This window comes from Oryzihumus sp. JJN4-3R, assembly GCF_057747915.1.
Genome location: NZ_CM173229.1, coordinates 1,506,262 through 1,525,542, shown reverse-complemented (window position 1 = coordinate 1,525,542; position 19,281 = coordinate 1,506,262). Strand labels below are relative to the sequence as shown.

The following is a 19,281-nucleotide window of genomic DNA, read 5'->3' as shown; positions in this document are numbered from 1 at the left end:
CCGGGGCAGGGTTCGCTCTCGGCGCAAGGCGTTGACCGTGGCGGTGGCCGGTGCGGCCTCCCCGGTCGGCGAGCGCATCGTGCACGCCTTCACGGCAGGGCCGGAGGGGCAGTCCTCACCCTTCGGCAAGGTGGTCGCGCTGGATGCCGAGCGCGGGGCCGCCGACGCCCACTGGCGCCTCGTCGACCTGGTCTCACCCGCCCTGGCCAAGGCCCTGCGCGGTGTCGACGCGGTCGTGCACGTGGCGGCGAGCACCGACCTGGCCGCCGACCTGGCCGTCAGCGCCCGGACCCGGCGCGAGCGGGTCGTGCTGCAGGTGCAGACCCTGGTCACCGCGGCCGCGGCGGCCGGCGTCTCCCACCTGGTGGTCGTGACCAGCGCGATGAGCTACGGCGCCTCGCCGGACAACCCCGTGCCGCTGCCGGAGGACGCCCCGCTGACGGCGCAGCCGGACGAGGGACTCGTGGGCGACCTGCTGGCCGTCGAGCACCTGCTGGAGAAGGCGCGGGCCGTCCACCCCGGCCTGACGGTCACGGTCGTGCGCCCGGCTGCCCTGGTGGGCTCGGGGGTCGACACCGTGCTGACCCGGCACTTCGAGGCGCCCCGGCTGCTGACCGTCAAGAGCGGCCGTCCGGCCTGGCAGTTCTGCCACGTGGAGGACCTCGCCCGGGCGCTGGCCGTCGTCGTGGAGCAGGGCCTGGGGCCGGTGGTGACGGTGGCCTCGGAGGGCACCCTGACGCAGGAGGAGGTCGAGCGCGTTTCGGGCATGCGGCGGGTCGAGCTCAGCGACGCCGTCGCGCTCGGCACCGCCGAGCGGCTGCACCGGGTGGGGGTGCTGCCCACACCTGCGACCGACCTGGCGTTCGCCATCTACCCTTGGGCGGTCTCCTCGGCAACGCTGGTCGCGGCGGGCTGGCGACCCCAGCACGACAACGAGAGCTGCCTCGCCGAGCTGGTGCACAGCATCAGGGGGCATCATGCGGTGGCGGCGCGGCGGATCGACCGCAAGGACGCCGCCCTCGGGGCAGCAAGTGCCGCGGTCGCCCTCGTGGGGACCGCGGCGATCATGCGACGTCGACGTCGCAAGGGAGGTGGAGCATGAGCACGGTCAGTGGCGGGTCGCTCGGTGCGACGGTCACGCTGGCGGACGTCCGGGAGCAGGCGCTCTCGGTCGACGAGGCGCTCGCAGCGGTGCGGCACCCGCAGGCCGGGGGCATCGCCACCTTCGTCGGCGTGGTGCGCAAGCACGACCACGGCCACGACGTGCAGGCGCTCGACTACTCCGCCCATCCCACCGCGGCCGAGGTGCTGCACCGGGTGGCCGAGGACGTCGCCGGCCGCCACCAGGTCATCCGGGTGGCCGCCGTGCACCGCACCGGGCACCTGGTCGTCGGGGACCTGGCGGTCGTGGTGGCCGTCAGCGCCGCCCACCGGGGTGCAGCCCTGGAGGCCTGCCGCGACCTCATCGACACGCTGAAGGCCACCGTGCCGATCTGGAAGCACCAGCTGTTCTCCGACGGCGCGGACGAGTGGGTCGGCCTGCCGTGAGCGCGGGCCCGACCTCCGAAGCCATGACCACCAGCCCCCCGCAGGGACCGCCCCCCGCCCACACCGGCATCAGCCGGCGCACCGCCGCCTGGCTGGTCGCGGTGTTCTTCGTGGTGGTCCTGGGCGCCGTGGCCAGCCTGGTCCACCTGCCCTACGCCATCCTCAAGCCGGGACCGGCCTTCAACACCCTCGGCCGGGCCACCGACGGCAAGGACCTCATCTCCGTCCGCGACCACGGCACCTACCCGACGACCGGGTCACTGGACTTCACGACGGTCTCCGTCTACGGCGGTCCGGGCAACCCGGTCAACGTGTGGGACGTGCTCGTCGGCTGGCTCGACGGCAGCAGCACCGTCCTCCCGGAGGACCTGCTCTTCCCCAAGGGGCAGACCAGCAAGCAGATCGAGTCCCAGAACCTCGCCGACATGACCGACTCCCAGCAGGTGGCCGTTGCCGTGGCGCTGCGCCACCTCGGCCTGACCGTGCCGCAGGTCGTCGGCGTGGCCCAGGTGCAGCCCGGTGCCCCGGCAGCCAGGCTGCTCAAGCCCGGGGACAAGCTGCTCACGGTCGACGGCGTCACCGTCGGCGACGGCGACGCGATCCGGACCGCCATCCAGAAGCACAAGCCGGGGGAGAGCGTGGCCCTGACGGTGCGCCGGGGCAGCAGCGTGCTCAACCTCGACGTGCCCACCAAGGCCGCCGGGGGCCGGACGGTGCTCGGCATCGTCCTGCAGACCACCTTCGACCTGCCGGTCAACGTGGTCATCGACGCTGGTGACGTGGGCGGCCCCTCGGCCGGGATGATGTTCTCCCTCGGGGTGTTCGACAAGCTCAGCCCCGGTGCCCTGACGGGTGGGCAGCAGATCGCCGGTACCGGCACGCTCGCCCCCGACGGCCAGGTCGGCCCCATCGGCGGCATCGCGCAGAAGATGGTGGGCGCGCGCCGCGACGGCGCCCGCTACTTCCTCGCCCCGGCCGACAACTGCAACGAGGTCGTGGGGCACATCCCCGACGGGCTGTCGGTGGTCAAGGTCGCCACCTTCGACCAGGCCAAGGCCGCCGTCGAGGCGATCGCCGCCCGGCAGACCTCGGCCCTGCCCCGCTGCACCGCCGCGGCCGGCCACTGAGGCTGACGCGGCCCGAGGGCCGCAGCAGGTATGCCGTGCCACGGGTGCCGTGGCACGGCATACCTGCTGGTGGGGCTCAGTCCTCCAGCGAGGCCGCGAGGGCCTGGACCAGGCCCGGCGCGATGTCCGAGCCCATGGCGACCTTGTCGTCGGTGTCGTGCTCGCGCTGGCGCAGCAGGCAGGTGGACTCCCCGTCGCGCAGCACCGCGACGAGCAGGCGCACGTCCTTGCGGTCGGGGTGGGCGGCCAGCGACTCGGTGGCCTGCTCGGGGTTGTCCGGCAGCTCGCGCTCGGCCTCCGGCGGCACGACGATGCGCTCCACGGCCAGGGCCACCCCGTCGACCTCCTGCGGCCAGGCCAGCCGGCCCAGCAGCGACTCCAGCGAGGAGGTCGGCGGCAGGTTCTCCTGCTCGATGGCGGTGAACGCCTCGGCGTCGTCGCCCTCGGGCACCTGGCCCCGCAGCTGCGGCTCGCGTGCGAGCAGGTCCTGGGTGCGCACGAGCGCGAACAGGCGCGGCGGCTGGTCCCAGCCGGCGGAGGCGACGTGGCGCTCCGTCTCCACGGCCGAGGTCACGAGCGGGCTGAACACCGGTTGGAAGGGGCTGGTCACGCCACCATCGTCGCGCATGGACGAACGGCCCGGGAACCGCGGGGGCCGTGAGTAAGTTGGACCCATGACGGGCATGCGTGTTCGGGCGCGGCCGCGGGCGAGATGGGCGTGCTGGTGAGTCATCGAGAGTGGTTCGACCGTGGGGACCAGGGCGGCCAGGGGGGCGCCGGTCGCTCGGCGCCGCAGTTCCGGGTGCGCCGGCCCGGGCCGTTGGGCCCGACCCTGGCGATCTTGGTCGCCCTCGTCATCCTGGTGGTGCTGGCCGCCCAGCTGTGGACCGAGGTGCTGTGGTTCGACAGCGTCGGCTTCGAGCGGGTGTTCACCACCGAGCTGACCACCAAGATCCTGCTCTTCGCCGGCGGCGGCCTGGTCACCGCCGGGCTGGTGGCCTCGAGCCTGGTCATCGCCTACCGCACGCGGCCGGTCTACGCCCCGGTGTCCCCGGAGCAGCAGAACCTCGACCACTACCGCGAGATGCTCGACCCCGTGCGCCGCCTGGGCACCATCGGGATCCCGATCGTGCTGGGCCTGTTCGCCGGGTCCGCGGCGGCCTCGCAGTGGCAGACCTGGCTGCTGTGGGCCAACCGGGTGCCGTTCGGCAAGAAGGACGCCCAGTTCGGCCTCGACATCGGCTTCTTCGTCTTCACCCTGCCCTGGCTGCGGTTCCTCATCGGCTTCCTCACCATGGCGCTGCTGCTGGCCACCCTGGCGGCTGCGCTGACCCACTACGTCTACGGCGGGCTGCGCCTCCAGGGCCGCGGGGAGCGCACCACCACGGCGGCGCGGGTCCACCTGTCCCTGCTGCTGGCCGCGCTGGTGCTGCTGCGCGCCGGCAGCTACTGGCTGGACCGCTACTCCCTCACGACCGAGGACTCCCGGCTGATCACCGGCATCACCTACACCGACGCCCACGCCGTCATGCCGACCAAGGCGATCCTGGCCGTGGCGGCGGTGATGTGCGCGGCGCTGTTCGTCGCGACGATCTGGACCAAGTCGTGGCGGCTGCCGGTGGTCGGCGTCGGCCTGCTGGTCGTGTGCGCCGTCGTCGTCGGCGGCATCTACCCGGCGCTGGTGCAGAGCCTGAAGGTCAAGCCCTCGGAGAAGTCGCTCGAGGCGCCCTACATCGGCCGCAACATCACGGCGACGCGCGACGCCTACGGGCTGACGCGGGCCCAGGTGCAGCCCTACAAGGCCGAGACCACCGTGTCCCAGGGGCAGCTGCGCAACGACGCCGACACCATCCCCGGCATCCGCCTGGTCGACCCGGCGCTGGTGTCGCCGACGTTCAAGCAGCTCCAGGCGGTCAAGTCCTACTACCAGTTCCCGGACGCCCTGGACGTGGACCGCTACACCGTCAACGGCAAGCTCAGCGACACCGTCATCGCGGTGCGCGAGCTCGACATCGCCGGCGTCCCGGACTCCCAGCGCAACTGGGTCAACGACCACACGGTCTACACGCACGGGTTCGGCCTCGTCGCCGCCTACGGCAACAAGCGCGGCGACGACGGGCAGCCGGTGTTCTACCAGCAGAACATCCCGCCGGTCGGCGCCCTCGGTTCGTTCGAGCCGCGGGTCTACTTCGGGGAGTCCAGCCCCGACTACTCGATCGTCGGCGGCCCGGCGGGTGGCCCCAAGCGCGAGCTGGACTACCCCGACTCCAGCGCCACCGGCCAGCAGAACAACACCTACAACGGCACCGGTGGCGTCTCGATCGGCTCGTTCCTGCGGCAGGCGGCCTACGCCATCAAGTACCGCGAGCTGAAGATCATGCTCTCGGACACGGTCAACGGCCAGTCCCGCCTGCTCGACGACCGCACGCCGCGCGAGCGGGTGCAGAAGGTCGCGCCGTGGCTGACCCTGGACGGCAACCCCTACCCGGCGGTGATCAACGGCCGGATCCAGTGGATCGTCGACGGCTACACGACGACCAACGCCTACCCGTACTCCCGGCTCCAGTCGATCGACAACGCCACGTCCGACTCGCTGACCCAGCGCTCGACCAGCGTCGCCGCGCTGGACCAGGGCCAGGTCAACTACATCCGCAACTCGGTCAAGGCGACCGTCGACGCGTTCGACGGCAGCGTCCATCTCTACGCGTGGGACGACCAGGACCCGCTGCTCAAGGCCTGGTCGAAGGCCTTCCCCGGCACGGTCGAGCCGTTGTCGCACATCAGCGGCGCGCTGATGGCGCACCTGCGCTACCCCGAGGACCTGTTCAAGGTCCAGCGCCTGATGCTGGCCCGCTACCACGTCACCGACGCGGGCGCGTTCTACGGCGGCCAGGACTTCTGGCGGGTGCCCAGCGACCCCACCCAGGAGCAGCGCACGGTCGACCAGCCGCCGTACTACCTCAGCGTGACGATGCCCGGGCAGCCCGCGCCGGCCTTCTCCCTGACGACGACCTTCATGCCGCAGGGTGACCGGCAGGTGCTCGCCGGGTTCATGGCGGTGGACTCCGACGCCGGCAGCAGCACCGGCCAGCGGCGCCCGGACTACGGGGCGATGCGCCTTCTGGAGCTGCCCCGCGACACCACGGTGCGCGGTCCGGGCCAGATCCAGAACGACATCGAGTCCTCCAACATCGGCTCGCCCCGCTTCACCCAGACCCTGTCGCAGTTCCTGTCGCTGAACCGTCAGGGAGGCTCGCACGTCGACCTGGGCAACCTGCTGACCCTGCCGGTCGGCGGCGGGCTCCTCTACGTCGAGCCGGTCTACGTGAGCGCGACGACGGGCTCGTCCTACCCGCTGTCGCGGGTGGTGGTGGTCGCCTTCGGTGACAAGCTGGCCTGGTCGGACACCCTGACGGGCGCCCTCGACGGCCTCTTCGGTGGCAACGCGGGAGCGGTCGCGGGCGACGCCGGCTCCGGTGGCAACACCACCGGCAGCACCGGCGGCACCGGCGGCACCGGCACGACCGGGGGCAACGGGTCGAGCACCGAGCTGTCCAAGGCCCTCGCGGACGCGCAGAGGGCGTATGCCGCGGGCCAGGACGCGCTCAAGAAGGGCGACTTCGCGGCCTACGGGCAGGCGCAGAAGCAGCTCCAGGACGCGATCGCCCGCGCCGTCGCGGCGCAGCCCAAGGGCGGGTCGGCGACGATCAGCCCGACCCCGTCGGCCTCGCCGAGTGCCTCGCCGTCGGCGTCACCCTCGGCCAGCCCGTCGGCCTCAGCGACGGCAGCCCCGTAGGCCGGACCGGAGGCGATTTGCCCCTTCGCCGTCCACTCGCGTAGTGTTCACATCACCGACGCGGGGTGGAGCAGCTCGGTAGCTCGCCGGGCTCATAACCCGGAGGTCGCAGGTTCAAATCCTGCCCCCGCTACCAACGCGTCAACGACGAAGGCCCGGACCATAAGGTCCGGGCCTTCGTCGTTGTCCGGGCGGGCCGTCCGCTTCCGGTCTGCCTGAACGGGGCGGACCATGTAAGGAAGGGGGGAGGAGCAGGACGAGCCATGACGCAGTCGTCGGACACTGTCATTCGTGACGCCAGACCCGGCACGGATGACGACGCGGTCGTCGGGCTGATGACCGACTACCTGACGTGGGCGCACCGGCGGCTCGCCACCGAGCTCGGGGTCGACGAACCGCCGGCGGACCCGACCGCGATCCGGGATCACCTCGACGACTTCCGGCCACCAGCCGGGCGGTTGCTGCTGGCCGAGTGCGAGGGCGAGCCGGCCGGCGTGGGTGCCCTCCGGATGCTCGGCGAGGACGTCGCCGAGATCAAACGGATGTATATCTCGCCAGACCGGCGCGAGCGACACCTGGGCTCGGCGATCCTGGATCGGCTGCTGGAGGAGGCGCGGACGCGCAACTCTCGTGTGGTTCGTCTCGACACCTGTCGGTTCATGACAGACGCGCAACGCCTGTACCGGTCACGCGGCTTCATCGAGCGACCGCCGTACGAGGGGACCGAGATCCCTGAACGGCTCCGGCAGCACTGGATCTTCTTCGAGCGCGAGATGTCGCTGCCCAGCCTCCGGGGCTCGTGAGCGGTCCACGCTGCTCCGTGCTGAGCGCCCTCCGGTCTGCGGCCACACGCGAGGCGTCGCGGGTTCCTGCGCGGCTCAAGCCCCACGAGTCGCCGACAGAATCACCGAACAGGTCTGAGGTGGCGTCAGGGCGCCGTTGTAGATCGTCAACGTGGCCAGGTCACGGAAGGAGTGGTGCTCGATGAGATGGCGGTTCACATCGCTGTCGACCACCTGAGCCCGGCGGGGATCGCTGTCGTCGAGCCGCGAGACCAGCGTGTCGATGCATTCCTCCGGATCGGCCGCCGGCAGGAGGAGCACCACGTGCCGGAAGGGCGCGAGGACGGACCTGGCCCGTTCGAAGTGGGCCACCTCCTCATAGACGACGTGGCCCGCGCCAAGGTCGAAGACGTAAGGACGGTCGGAGTGCTCAGCCACGACCCGTTCCAGGGCGTGGATCTCGAATGGCTTCCAGTACTGGTACCGGGCGAGGAACCCGCCCTGTTCTGCCCTCCGTGCGTCCTCGGCAGGGTCGTAGCCGATCTCCAGGTAGTACCTGCGGGCGACCTGGTCCACATCCACGGTCGGCCACCCGAGCGCCTCGCCGAGCAGTGCGGCGACCGTGGACTTCCCCGCGTTGATCGGGCCGATCAGCACGATGTCTTCCCGGTGTCTTCCCGCCATGTCTCATGGTGCCCCCCACGACGCGCCAGCGGTGAGGGGCGGCCCTCGGTGAGGGTCCGCGCATACCGGTGCTCAGAGTCCCGCCACCTGCAATTCTTGATGCATTCAAGAACGGGGAGGATACTGCTCAGGGTGTCCCCGAGCCCGGAGCTGGAGCGTGTGCTGCGCGAGGCCGCGCTGCGCGTGACCCGTCCCCGGGTCGCGGTGCTCACCGCCGTGCACGCCCACCCGCACGCCGACACCGACTCGATCATCGGCGTCGTCCGTCGGGAGCTCCCCACGGTGTCCCACCAGGCCGTCTACGACGTGCTGCGGGCGCTGACCGCAGCACGGCTGGTGCGGCGCATCCAGCCGGCCGGCTCGGTGGCTCGCTACGAGGCGCGGGTCGGGGACAACCACCACCACGTGGTCTGCCGGGTGTGTGGTGCGATTGCCGACGTCGACTGCGCCGTCGGTGAGGCTCCGTGCCTGACGGCGTCCGACGACCAGCAGTTCTCGATCGACGAGGCCGAGATCACCTACTGGGGCGTGTGTCCCGAGTGTGTCGCGGGACCGGCAACCAGTGGACCGAACGAGACATCAAGACAGGAGAAGTACCGACGTGTCTGATCACGGCAGTGAGAGTGAAAACCCGGTCATCCCTTCCCCCACCCCGCAGTCGGGTCGGCCCCGGAGCAACCGGGACTGGTGGCCGAACCAGCTGAACCTGCAGGTCCTCCACCAGCACTCGTCCCAGGCCAACCCGATGGGCGAGGACTTCGACTATGCGGCCGAGTTCGCCACCCTCGACGTCGACGCGGTGAAGCAGGACGTCGTCGAGGTGATGAGGACGTCGCAGGACTGGTGGCCGGCCGACTTCGGCCACTACGGCCCGCTCTTCATCCGGCTGAGCTGGCACGCCGCCGGCACCTACCGCATCGAGGACGGCCGGGGCGGCGCCGGTGACGGCTCCCAGCGCTTCGCCCCGCTGAACAGCTGGCCCGACAACGCGAACCTGGACAAGGCACGCCGCCTGCTGTGGCCGGTCAAGCAGAAGTACGGCCGCAAGATCTCCTGGGCCGACCTGCTCGTCCTGGCCGGCAACGTCGCGCTCGAGGACATGGGCTTCAAGACCTTCGGCTTCGGCTTCGGCCGCGAGGACATCTGGCAGCCCGAGGAGATCTTCTGGGGCGGGGAGGACACCTGGCTGGGCGACGAGCGCTACAGCGGCGACCGCGAGCTGGCCAACCCGCTCGGCGCGGTCCAGATGGGCCTGATCTACGTCAACCCCGAGGGCCCCAACGGCAAGCCGGACCCGCTGGCCGCCGCCCGGGACATCCGCGAGACGTTCCGCCGGATGGCGATGAACGACGAGGAGACCGTGGCCCTCATCGCCGGTGGCCACAGCTTCGGCAAGACCCACGGCGCGGCCAGCGCCGAGTATGTCGGCCGGGAGCCTGAGGGTGCCCCGCTGGAGGAGCAGGGGCTGGGCTGGAAGAACACCTACGGCAGCGGCAAGGGCGGTGACTCCATCACCTCCGGCCTCGAGGTGACCTGGACCAGCACCCCGACCAGGTGGGGCCACGGCTTCTTCCAGAACCTCTTCGGCCACGAGTGGGAGCTCGAGGAGAGCCCGGCCGGCGCCAAGCAGTGGGTCGCCAAGGACGCCGAGGCCGACGTGCCCGACGCCCACGACCCGTCGCGCAAGCGCAAGCCGACGATGCTGACCACCGACCTGGCGCTGCGCTTCGACCCGGCCTACGAGAAGGTCTCGCGCCGCTTCCTGGAGGACCCCGAGGCGTTCGCGCTGGCGTTCGCCAAGGCCTGGTACAAGCTGCTGCACCGCGACATGGGCCCGGTCCAGCGCTACCTCGGCCCGTGGGTGCCCGAGGCGCAGCTGTGGCAGGACCCGATCCCCGCCGTCGACCACGAGCTGGTCAACGACGAGGACGTCGCGTCGCTGAAGGAGGCCATCCTCGGCACCGGCCTGCCGGTCAGCCAGCTGGTCGCCACGGCCTGGGCGTCCGCGGCGAGCTTCCGCGGCACCGACATGCGCGGTGGCGCCAACGGCGCGCGGATCCGCCTGGAGCCGCAGCGCAGCTGGGCCTCCAACGCCGACGTGGCCCCGGTCCTGGAGCAGCTCGCGCGGGTCCAGCAGGACTTCAACGCGGGCGACTCCGGTCGCAAGGTCTCGCTGGCCGACCTGATCGTCCTCGGTGGTGTCGCCGCGATCGAGAAGGCGGCCCGGGATGCCGGGGTCGACGTGCAGGTCCCGTTCACCCCGGGCCGCACCGACGCCTCGCAGGAGCAGACCGACGTCGAGGCGTTCACCGTGCTCGAGCCGCGGGCCGACGGGTTCCGCAACTACCTGCGCGAGGGCGAGAAGCTCTCGCCGGAGGTGCTGCTGCTCGACAAGGCCAACCTGCTGACGCTGACGGCGCCCGAGATGACGGTGCTCGTCGGTGGCCTGCGGGCGCTGGGTGCCAACACCGGGGGCTCGACCGCCGGGGTCCTGACCGAGCGCCCCGGCGCGTTGACGAACGACTTCTTCGTCAACCTGCTCGACATGCGCACGGAGTGGAAGGCGTCCGCCCAGTCCGAGCACGTCTACGAGGGCCGGGACCGCGCCAGCGGTGAGCTCAGGTGGACCGGCACGGCGGTCGACCTCGTCTTCGGCTCCAACTCCGAGCTCCGGGCACTCGCGGAGGTCTACGCGGCCGACGACGCCCGGGAGAAGTTCGTCCGCGACTTCGTGCGGGCGTGGGACAAGGTCATGACCCTGGACCGGTTCGACCTCGCCTGAGGCGCCAGGAGGCCCCGGTCACGTCGGACGTGACCGGGGCCTTCGTCGTGCCGGGAGCCCGCCACGACGACCCCTCGCGGACGCCCGGTGCGCGGGTCAGCGTCCGGCCGCCCCCGGCGAGCGACCGTCGTTGGACGCGACGAGGACGTAGTCGGTGAACACCACCGGCCCGCCGACGAGCTCGGGGCCGTAGACGGCCTCGAACCGGCGCACCGCCTCGGAGCTGCCGTGCGCGGCCTGGGCCGCCTCGTCGGCGAACTCGAAGAGGTGCACGAACCGGGTCGGGTCGTCCTGCTGCTGCCACGCGGCATACAGCCTGCTGCCCGGCTCGTGCTGCTGCACGTGCCCGACGAACTCCACGATGGCTGCCGTGACCTTCTCCACGGCCTGGGGCCGCACCTGGTAGTGGGCGGTCTGGAAGATGGGCATGTCGGCCTCCCTGTCCCGCCGGCCGGCTCGCCCGGCGCGTCCGGTGCCGGCGCGGGCGTCGTGCACCATCGTCCGGCGCCGCAGCGGGGGAGGGAAGCCTCCCGGTGGGCCGTCGTCCTCGGCACCGGTGCCGGTCGCAGTAGCGTGGGCCGCACCGCGGCTGCCGCGCGCGGGGGACGTCGAGGCGGGGCCCCCGCCCGGCCGCGCTGCGAGGAGTGACATGGGACAGGTCGACACCGCCGGGCACGACCTGCGGGGGCAGCTGCTGGGCCGCCTGGCCGACGAGGTGGCGGCCCTGGCCGGCGACCCGTTCGTGCGGGTCGCGGTCGACGGCATGGACGGGGCCGGCAAGACCGTCCTCGCCGACGAGCTCGCCGCGCTGCTGCGGCGACGGGGCCGGGAGGTGGTCCGGGCCTCGGTCGACGGCTTCCACCACCCGCGGACCGTGCGCTACCACCGGGGGAGGACCAGCCCGGAGGGGTTCTACCGCGACTCCTACGACCTGGAGCGGCTGGAGACCGAGCTGCTGGAACCCTTCGGGCCCGGCGGCCACGGCCGTCACCGGACCCGCGTCTTCGACGTGGCGACGGACCGGCCGGACCTGGCCCCCGAGGCGACTGCCGCACCGGGCAGCGTCCTCGTGCTGGACGGCATCTTCCTGCACCGGCCGGGGCTCGCCGGGCACTGGAGCTGGTCGGTGTGGCTCGAGGTGGACCGCGCTGAGTCCCTCGCGCGCTGCGTCGCCCGGGACGGCACCGGGTCGCCCGACCCGGCGGCGGAGGCCAACCGCCGCTACGTCGAGGGCCAGCTGCTCTACCTTGCCGAGGCGGCGCCGCAGGAGCAGGCGACGCGCGTGGTCGACAACACCGTGCTCGGCGCGCCCCGCCTGCTGCGCTGAGGCCCGGCTGAGGCCGGCCGCCGCGGCCGTGATTGGCTCGTCAGGGTGCCGTCGGCACCACTGACCGACCACCCGGGCCGGCACCCAGGGGTGCCGGCCAGACGCCGGAGGTATGCCGTGCCCGTCACCTCACTGGACCCCTCGACCACCGCCCTCGTCCTGGTGGACCTGCAGCAGGGCATCGTCGGGCTGCCGGTCGCGCCGCACCCGGCCGGGCACGTGGTGGCCAACTCGGCCCGGCTTGCGGAGGCGTTCCGGGTGGCGGCCGCCCCGGTGATCACAGTCCGGGTGGCGCCGAGCCCGGATGGGGGAGACACGCTCGCGACCCTCGTCGACGAGGCGCGCCCGGCCCGCCGGCCCGCGCCGGGCTGGGCGGACATCGTCCCGGAGATCCGCCGGGACTCCGACCTCGTGGTGACCAAGAAGCAGTGGGGTGCCTTCTACGGCACCGACCTGGACCTCCAGCTGCGCCGGCGCGGCATCGACACGGTCGTCCTGGGCGGCATCGCGACGAACATGGGGGTGGAGTCCACGGCCCGGGCGGCCCACGAGCACGGCTACCACGTGGTGCTCGTCGAGGACGCGATGAGCGGTCTGTCGGCCGAGGACCACGCTTTCGCGGTGACGCGGATCTTCCCCCGCCTCGGGCGGGTCACGGACACACAGGAGGCGCTCGGCGCGCTGGCGGTGCCGGTCGGGGACTGACCGGCGACCGCTCCGGGCGGCCCGGCGGCGAGCCCGCGTGGCTGCCGCCGCGTGACGGGGCCTTTACCAACTGCTGACACCCGCCGCGTTGAAATCGGGACAAAGGGGTCCATAGCGTCCGGAATGGCGTGAAAGCGCTTCCGACGCAGGGCCCGTCGCAGGGTCCGGACAGGGGACCCATGACAGCTCGACGACCTGCGGCGGCCCGGCGCCGCCCGGCCACGACCGCGCTCGCCCTCGTGGCCGCCGCCGCCTCCCTCACCGGTGTGGGCCTGGCCGGCACGGCCCAGGCGGCCCCGCGCGATACCGCGGCGGCACACGCCCGCGCGCCCTACGAGGACCCACGGCTGCCCGTGCCGCGCCGCGTCGCCGACCTGCTCTCGCGGATGACGCTGGAGGAGAAGGTCGGGCAGATGACCCAGACCGAGCGCTACCAGGTCGCCGACGACACGTCCCCGATCGCGACGTGGCACCTGGGTAGCATCCTCTCCGGCGGCGGGTCCACCCCGACCCCGAACACCCCGACCGCGTGGGCGGACATGGTCGACCGGTTCCAGCGGGCGGCGCTCGGGACCCGGCTGCACATCCCGCTGCTCTACGGCATCGACTCGGTGCACGGCGACGGCAACATGCTCGGGGCGACGGTCTTCCCGCACAATATCGGGCTGGGGGCCACCCGCGACCCGGCGCTGGTGCGCGACGTCGAGCACGTCGCCGCCTCGGAGACCCGCTCCAGCGGCCCGCAGTGGGCCTTCGCGCCGTGCCTGTGCGCCGCGCGCGACGACCGGTGGGGGCGCACCTACGAGTCCTTCGGCGAGGACCCGCGCCTCGTCGAGCAGATGGAGACCGCCATCGACGGCCTGCAGGGGCCGCCCGGGCACCTCGCCGACCGGGACCGGGTCCTGGCCACGGCCAAGCACTATGCCGGGGACGGCGACACGAAGTACGGCACCGGCAACGGCGACTACACGATCGACCAGGGCGTCGCCGTGACCGACCGGAAGTCGTTCTGGCGCAACGCCCTCCAGCAGTACGTCCCCGCGGTGCGCCAGCACCACGTCGGCAGCGTGATGCCGTCCTACTCCAGCGTCGACTGGACCGAGGACGGCGTGGGCAACCCGGTCAAGATGCACGTCAACCACGAGCTGCTCACCACGGTGCTCAAGGGCTCGATGGACTTCCACGGCTTCGTCATCAGTGACTGGGAGGGCATCCACCAGCTGCCGGGCGACTGGCCCACCCAGGTGCGCACCGGCGTCAACGCGGGCATCGACATGATGATGGAGCCCAACGCCTACCAGAGCTTCGAGACCACCCTGCTCGACGAGGTGCACGCCGGCCGGGTGTCCACGTCCCGGATCGACGACGCCGTCTCGCGGATCCTGACGGCCAAGTTCGAGCTCGGCCTGTTCGAGCACCCGTTCACCGACCGCACCGACCTGCCCGCCATCGGCGGCCCCGCCCACCGGGCCGTGGCCCGCCGGGCCGTCGCCGAGTCCCAGGTGCTGCTCAAGAACGACCGCGGCGCGCTCCCGGTCCGCCCGGGCCGCCACCTCTACGTGGCCGGCAGCAACGCCGACGACATCGGCAACCAGGCCGGTGGCTGGACGATGACCTGGCAGGGCGGCTCCGGTGCCACCATCCCCGGAACCACGATCCTGGCCGGCCTGCGCCAGGCCGCCGGCAGCGGCAACGTCACCTGGAGCCAGGACGCCTCGGCGCCGGTCGGTCCCGACGACGTCGGCGTGGTCGTCGTGGGGGATACGCCGTACGCCGAGGGCTTCGGCGACGTCGGCGGGCCCCGCTGGGGCTACGACCCCGGCGACCACGGGGTGCAGCGACCGGTGAAGGACATGCAGCTCTCCGACGCCGACAAGGCCGCGGTCGACCGGGTCTGCTCGGCGGCGGCGCGCTGTGTCGTGGTCATCGTCTCCGGTCGGCCCCTCGTGCTCGACCCGAAGCAGCTCGGCGAGGCCGACGGTGTCGTGGCGGCGTGGCTGCCCGGCAGCGAGGGGGAGGGCGTCGCCGACACCCTCCTCGGCCGCCGGCCCTTCACCGGCAAGCTCCCCGTCAGCTGGCCACGCACCCTGGCCCAGGAGCCGATCAACGTCGGCGACCCCGGCTACGACCCCCTCTTCCCGTTCGGCTTCGGCCTCAGCACGGACCGGAGGAGGTCATGACCGCCTTCCGCGTCGCCGTGGCCGCCACGGCCGTCGCGACCACGGGCCTGCTCGGGGTCTCGGCCGCCCGGGCCGACCTCGGGCGGCACGACGCCGCGCGGCCCGAGGGCGGCCCCACGCAGGCGCAGGTGTGGGTGACGACGCCGGATCGCGCCGAGCTGATGCACCACCGGGCGCCCGTGGCGTTCACGGACGCGCCGGCCACCGGGGTCACCCTCACCGTCGACCCGAGCCGCCGCCTGCAGCGGATGGACGGGTTCGGGGCCTCCATCACCGACTCCTCGGCCGCGGTCCTGTCCGGGCTGGACCCGGCCCGGCGGGAGTCGGCGCTGCGCCGCCTGTTCGACCCCCGCGGCGGCATCGGGGTGAGCTTCCTGCGGCAACCGGTCGGCTCCTCCGACTTCACCGCGGCCGCCGGGCACTGGACCTACGACGACGTGCCGACCGGCCAGACCGACTTCGCGATGACGCACTTCTCGATCGCCCACGACCAGCGTCAGGTCCTGCCGCTGCTGCGCCGGGCCAAGGCGCTCAACCCGCGCCTGACGGTGATGGCGACGCCGTGGAGCCCGCCCGCCTGGATGAAGACCACCGGCAGCCTCGTCGGTGGCCGGCTCAAGGACGACCCGCGCTACTACCGGGCCTACGCGGACTACCTCGTGCGGTTCGTGCGCGCCTACGCCGCCGCTGGCGTGCCGGTGGACTACCTCACGGTGCAGAACGAGCCGCAGAACCGGACCCCCAGCGGCTACCCGGGCACGGACATGGCGGTGCGCCAGGAGGTCAAGGTCATCGAGGCGCTCGGGCCGGCCCTGCGCCGGGCCAGCCCGCGGACGAAGATCCTGGCCTACGACCACAACTGGGCCACCCACCCCGACGACATCGCCCACACCCCGCCGGACGAGAGCCCCGAGACCGACTACCCCTACGAGGTGCTCTCCAGCCCGGCCGCCCGCTGGGTGGCCGGCACGGCATACCACTGCTATGCCGGTGACCCGGGCGCGATGACGACCATGCACGAGGCCCACCCGGACAAGGGGATCTGGTTCACCGAGTGCTCCGGCTCGCACGGGCCGTCCGACCCGCCGGCGCAGGTGTTCCGCGACACCCTGACCTGGCACGCCCGGACCATCACGATCGGGACGACCCGCAACTGGGCGAAGTCGGTGGTGACGTGGAACATCGCCCTCGACCCCAGCGGCGGGCCGCACCTGGGCGGCTGCGGCACCTGCTCCGGCCTGCTCACGGTGGCCCCGGACGGGACGGTGACGACCAACGCCGAGTACTACACGATCGGCCACCTCAGCCGGTTCGTGAAACCGGGGGCCGTGCGGGTCGACAGCACCTCCTACGGCTCGACCGGCTGGAACGGGCAGGTCATGGACGTGGCCTTCCGCAACCCGGACGGCACGACCGCCCTGGTCGTGCACAACGAGAACGACGACCCGCGCCCGTTCTCGGTGTCGGTGGGTGGGCGCTCGTTCGCCTACACGCTGCCCGGGGGCGCGCTGGCGACCTTCACCTGGCGCTGAGGCGCGGTCGGCCTGCCGGCCCTGGGCCGGCAGGCCGACCGACGCTCAGTCCTGCTGGTCGAGGGAGGGCTGGTCGAAGGTGGCCGGGCGACTCAGTGCACCGCCGCGCTCCAGCGGCCACACGATGGCGAACACGCGGCCGACGACGTCGCTGGTGGGGACGAAGCCGCCACCGGGGTCGTGCAGGTGGGCCCGGCTGTCGGCCGAGGAGTCCCGGTCGTCGCCCATGACCCACAGCGAGGCGTGGGGCACGGTCACGTCGAAGTCGGAGGTGCTGGAGCTCTCGCCCACCACGTAGGGCTCGACCAGCCGGACGCCGTTGACGTAGAGCACGCCGTCGCGGACCTGCACGTGGTCGCCCCCGACGCCGATGACGCGCTTGACCAGGTGTGGTCCGGGATCGTCGGGAGCCAGGCCCACGAACGACAGCCACCGGTGCAGGGCGCCGGGCGGGGCGCCGGGGGAGCGGGTCCAGCCCTGGGAGTCGCGGAACACCACGACGTCGCCGCGCTCGATCGAGCCGGTCCGGGCGGACAGCCGGTCCACGAGGACCCGGTCGTCGGCGCAGCCGGAGCAACCGTGCAGGGTCGGCTCCATCGACCCCGAGGGGATGAAGAACCCCTGGACCAGAAATGTCTTGACCAGGGCCATGAGCAGCAGGCCGGTGACCACGGTGATCGACACCGCGCGCAGCCCCCGGCCAGGGCGCTCGGCCTCCGGGTCCGGGACCGCCGCCTCCGGAACCGCTTCCGGGCGTGCCTGACTCGACCCCTCGGTGACGGCCAGACGTCCTGCCACGGCACCACCATGCCACCAAAGGGTCGTCCGATCGAGGGTTGACAATCTGCTTGCCATCTCACTCGCGGTTTGAGTCGACGCGCCCTGATGGCTAGCATCGTCGGTTCAGTGGCCTCCGGGCCGTCACGGAGCACGACCGCAGGGGTGCGGGGGGATGACCTGTCCTCGACCCTGGAAGACCGACTCGATGCGAAGCCTGATCCGCCGATTGTGGGCACTCGCCTACTTCGCGGTCGTCCTGATCCCGCTCGGGCTCGCCCTGGGGAGCGACCGACCGGCCGGCGCCAACGCGGCGTACGAGGTCTCCCTGGCCACCGGGTTGGTGGCCCTTTCGCTGCTCGCTGTCACCTACGTGCTGCCCACCCGGGTCCGCGCCCTCTCGCGCGGGCTGGGCATCGACGTCGTGATGGGGGTGCATCGCCTCGTGGGGGTCTCGGCCCTGACGTTCGTGCTGGTCCACGTGGCCTCCACGGTGATGATCCGGTCGGAGAACCTGGGCCTGCTCGACCCCCGCACCGCCCCGAACCGCGCCCGTGCCGGCCTCGGCGCCACCGTGGCCATGCTGCTGATGGTGCTGCTCGCGCTGCTCGGCCGCCGGCTGCGCGGCCGGTTCGAGGCGCGGCGTGGCCTGCACGTCATCCTGGCTGTGGCCGTGATCGTGGCGAGCGCGCTGCACGTGGTGTGGCAGGAGCACCTCGTGCGCGACCCGCTGTTCGCCAAGTGGTTCGCGTTCCTGCTCGCGGTGGTCGGCTTCGTCTCGCTGCGCCGCTGGATCTGGCGGCCCCTGCGGGCGCTCATCCACCCCTACCTGGTGCGCGAGGTCCGGCAGGAGAGCCCGACGGTCACCACCGTCGTCCTCGAGCCGTGGGGCCACCGCGGCCTGCTGAAGTTCCAGCCGGGCCAGTTCGCCTGGGTGCGGGTGGGGTCCACGCCGTTCGGCTTCGAGGAGCACCCGTTCACCATCGCCAACCCGCCCCGGCGCACCGGTGAGCTGGAGTTCACGGTCAAGGACCTCGGTGACTTCACCGGCTCCCTGGGGGACGCCGAGGTCGGCGACCGCGTCTGGGTGGACGGACCGCACGGTGCCTTCACCCCGCAGGCGGCGGCCGAGCGCGGCCTGGTCCTCATCGCCGGTGGCGTGGGGATCACCCCGATGGTGAGCACGCTGCGGGCCCTGGCCAGTGCCGGGGACGAGCGCGAGCACCTGTTGATCGTGGCCGCCCCGTCCCCGGAGGAGCTGCTGTTCCGCGAGGAGATCGCGGCGATGACCCAGCGCATCCCGCTCACCGTCGTGGAGGTCATCACCCGGCCCGCACCGGGCTGGTCCGGCCCGATCGGGCGCATCGACACCGACCTGCTGGACCGGCACCTGCCCGAGGACATGGGCGGCGTCGACATCTACGTCTGTGGCCCGCCTGCGATGGCGCGGGACATCCGTGCCAGTGTGTCCGACCTCGGACTCGACCCCGCCTGCGTGCACGACGAGAGCTTCGACTTCGCCTGACCCGCCTGCCCGACTCGAACGGAAGGAGCCTTGTGCGCTTCAACCCCTCCAACTTCACCCACGTCTCCAGTGCCCTCTTCGGCGTGGCCGTGGTGGGCTACGCCGCGGTCAGGGTCGGCACGTATGTCGCGCCCCACCTGCCGCTTCAGGACCAGTCCGCCGTGCCCTCGCACTCCGTGACCACGGCGCTGTCGCGGGACACCCGGGGGGTCTCCCGCGAGAGCACGCGCACGGCGGTCCCCTCGACCTCCCCGAGCGCCCTGCCCTCCACCGTCGCGGCAGGCCCCTCGACCGTGGCGCCGGGCGCCACACCGACCGCGAGCGGCTCGCCGACCCCGGCCACCGCGCCGACCAGCGCCTCGGCCACGCCCGCCCCGACGACACCGTCGTCGAGCACCACCTCGACCCAGCCCGGCGGCAGCTCGTCGACCTCGACGTCGACCTCGACGAAGACGCACCGGCCGAAGCCGAGCCCCACGACGTCGACGTCGAGCCCCGCCACCTCGGGTTCGCTGC

17 protein-coding genes and 1 tRNA gene are annotated in these 19,281 nt (G+C 72.4%); 13 read left to right on the top strand and 5 right to left on the bottom strand.

Annotated elements, in window-relative coordinates; all coding sequences use genetic code 11:
• The first annotated feature begins 37 nt into the window (after positions 1–37).
• Genes AC3ANM_RS06905 through AC3ANM_RS06895 form a run of 3 tightly spaced genes read left to right on the top strand, consistent with a single transcriptional unit; the run spans position 38 to position 2,675 of the window.
• On the top strand, positions 38–1,102 hold the full coding sequence (locus AC3ANM_RS06905; protein WP_488287402.1) for an NAD-dependent epimerase/dehydratase family protein: 1,065 nt from the start codon (positions 38–40) through the stop codon (positions 1,100–1,102).
• Positions 1,099–1,548, top strand: coding sequence for a molybdenum cofactor biosynthesis protein MoaE (locus tag AC3ANM_RS06900; protein ID WP_488287401.1), 450 nt, complete (start codon positions 1,099–1,101; stop codon positions 1,546–1,548). Before AC3ANM_RS06905 ends, AC3ANM_RS06900 begins: the two co-directional genes overlap by 4 nt.
• 23 nt (positions 1,549–1,571) lie before the next feature.
• A complete protein-coding gene (locus tag AC3ANM_RS06895) occupies positions 1,572–2,675 on the top strand; it encodes a YlbL family protein (RefSeq protein ID WP_488287400.1) in 1,104 nt (367 codons plus the stop codon).
• Between the two features lie 76 nt (positions 2,676–2,751).
• On the opposite strand, the gene AC3ANM_RS06890 is transcribed toward AC3ANM_RS06895, so the two are convergent.
• Positions 2,752–3,303, bottom strand: a complete 552-nt coding sequence (locus tag AC3ANM_RS06890) for a PPA1309 family protein (protein ID WP_488287399.1) — start codon at positions 3,301–3,303, stop codon at positions 2,752–2,754.
• Between the two features lie 96 nt (positions 3,304–3,399).
• On the opposite strand from AC3ANM_RS06890, the gene AC3ANM_RS06885 reads away from it, so the two are divergent.
• The 3 genes from AC3ANM_RS06885 (at position 3,400) to AC3ANM_RS06875 (ending at position 7,274) form a co-directional block, all read left to right on the top strand.
• Positions 3,400–6,471, top strand: coding sequence for a UPF0182 family membrane protein (locus tag AC3ANM_RS06885; protein WP_488287398.1), 3,072 nt, complete (start codon positions 3,400–3,402; stop codon positions 6,469–6,471).
• Between the two features lie 59 nt (positions 6,472–6,530).
• Positions 6,531–6,607 (top strand) — tRNA-Met (locus AC3ANM_RS06880).
• Positions 6,608–6,734: 127 nt separating this feature from the next.
• The gene (locus AC3ANM_RS06875; protein WP_488287397.1) at positions 6,735–7,274 is read left to right on the top strand and encodes a GNAT family N-acetyltransferase; all 540 of its coding nucleotides are present in this window, start codon (positions 6,735–6,737) and stop codon (positions 7,272–7,274) included.
• Between the two features lie 75 nt (positions 7,275–7,349).
• Here the strand turns inward: AC3ANM_RS06875 and AC3ANM_RS06870 are convergent, their stop codons facing one another.
• Positions 7,350–7,910: a shikimate kinase gene (locus tag AC3ANM_RS06870; RefSeq protein ID WP_488287396.1), complete on the bottom strand. Its 561-nt coding sequence runs from the start codon at positions 7,908–7,910 to the stop codon at positions 7,350–7,352.
• Between the two features lie 159 nt (positions 7,911–8,069).
• Here AC3ANM_RS06870 and AC3ANM_RS06865 point away from each other — a divergent pair, with 159 nt between their 5' ends.
• Both AC3ANM_RS06865 and katG read left to right on the top strand, forming a co-directional pair.
• Positions 8,070–8,546 (top strand): Fur family transcriptional regulator, encoded by a 477-nt coding sequence (locus AC3ANM_RS06865; protein WP_488287395.1) that lies wholly within the window; start codon positions 8,070–8,072, stop codon positions 8,544–8,546.
• On the top strand, positions 8,500–10,719 hold the full coding sequence (gene katG / locus AC3ANM_RS06860) for a catalase/peroxidase HPI (RefSeq protein ID WP_488287394.1): 2,220 nt from the start codon (positions 8,500–8,502) through the stop codon (positions 10,717–10,719). Before AC3ANM_RS06865 ends, katG begins: the two co-directional genes overlap by 47 nt.
• 96 nt (positions 10,720–10,815) lie before the next feature.
• Here katG and AC3ANM_RS06855 read toward each other — a convergent pair whose 3' ends face one another.
• The gene (locus AC3ANM_RS06855) at positions 10,816–11,148 is read right to left on the bottom strand and encodes a putative quinol monooxygenase (protein ID WP_488287393.1); all 333 of its coding nucleotides are present in this window, start codon (positions 11,146–11,148) and stop codon (positions 10,816–10,818) included.
• Between the two features lie 220 nt (positions 11,149–11,368).
• Between AC3ANM_RS06855 and AC3ANM_RS06850 the strand changes: the two genes are divergently transcribed.
• The 4 genes from AC3ANM_RS06850 to AC3ANM_RS06835 all read left to right on the top strand — a co-directional run bounded on the left by AC3ANM_RS06850 (position 11,369) and on the right by AC3ANM_RS06835 (position 16,463).
• Positions 11,369–12,046 carry a nucleoside/nucleotide kinase family protein gene (locus AC3ANM_RS06850; protein WP_488287392.1) on the top strand — a complete coding sequence of 226 codons (678 nt, stop codon included), beginning with the start codon at positions 11,369–11,371 and terminating at the stop codon, positions 12,044–12,046.
• A gap of 117 nt (positions 12,047–12,163) precedes the next feature.
• Positions 12,164–12,751, top strand: a complete 588-nt coding sequence (locus AC3ANM_RS06845; protein ID WP_488287391.1) for a hydrolase — start codon at positions 12,164–12,166, stop codon at positions 12,749–12,751.
• 179 nt (positions 12,752–12,930) lie between these two features.
• A complete protein-coding gene (locus AC3ANM_RS06840) occupies positions 12,931–14,931 on the top strand; it encodes a glycoside hydrolase family 3 protein (protein WP_488287390.1) in 2,001 nt (666 codons plus the stop codon).
• Positions 14,928–16,463: a glycoside hydrolase family 30 protein gene (locus tag AC3ANM_RS06835; protein WP_488287389.1), complete on the top strand. Its 1,536-nt coding sequence runs from the start codon at positions 14,928–14,930 to the stop codon at positions 16,461–16,463. Before AC3ANM_RS06840 ends, AC3ANM_RS06835 begins: the two co-directional genes overlap by 4 nt.
• 45 nt (positions 16,464–16,508) lie before the next feature.
• Here the strand turns inward: AC3ANM_RS06835 and lepB are convergent, their stop codons facing one another.
• The gene (gene lepB / locus AC3ANM_RS06830) at positions 16,509–17,261 is read right to left on the bottom strand and encodes a signal peptidase I (RefSeq protein ID WP_488287388.1); all 753 of its coding nucleotides are present in this window, start codon (positions 17,259–17,261) and stop codon (positions 16,509–16,511) included.
• 187 nt (positions 17,262–17,448) lie between these two features.
• Here lepB and AC3ANM_RS06825 point away from each other — a divergent pair, with 187 nt between their 5' ends.
• The gene (locus AC3ANM_RS06825; protein ID WP_488287387.1) at positions 17,449–18,765 is read left to right on the top strand and encodes a ferredoxin reductase family protein; all 1,317 of its coding nucleotides are present in this window, start codon (positions 17,449–17,451) and stop codon (positions 18,763–18,765) included.
• A 145-nt stretch (positions 18,766–18,910) separates the two neighbouring features.
• On the opposite strand, the gene AC3ANM_RS06820 is transcribed toward AC3ANM_RS06825, so the two are convergent.
• Positions 18,911–19,267, bottom strand: a complete 357-nt coding sequence (locus tag AC3ANM_RS06820) for a hypothetical protein (protein ID WP_488287386.1) — start codon at positions 19,265–19,267, stop codon at positions 18,911–18,913.
• Between the last annotated feature and the right edge of the window lie 14 nt (positions 19,268–19,281).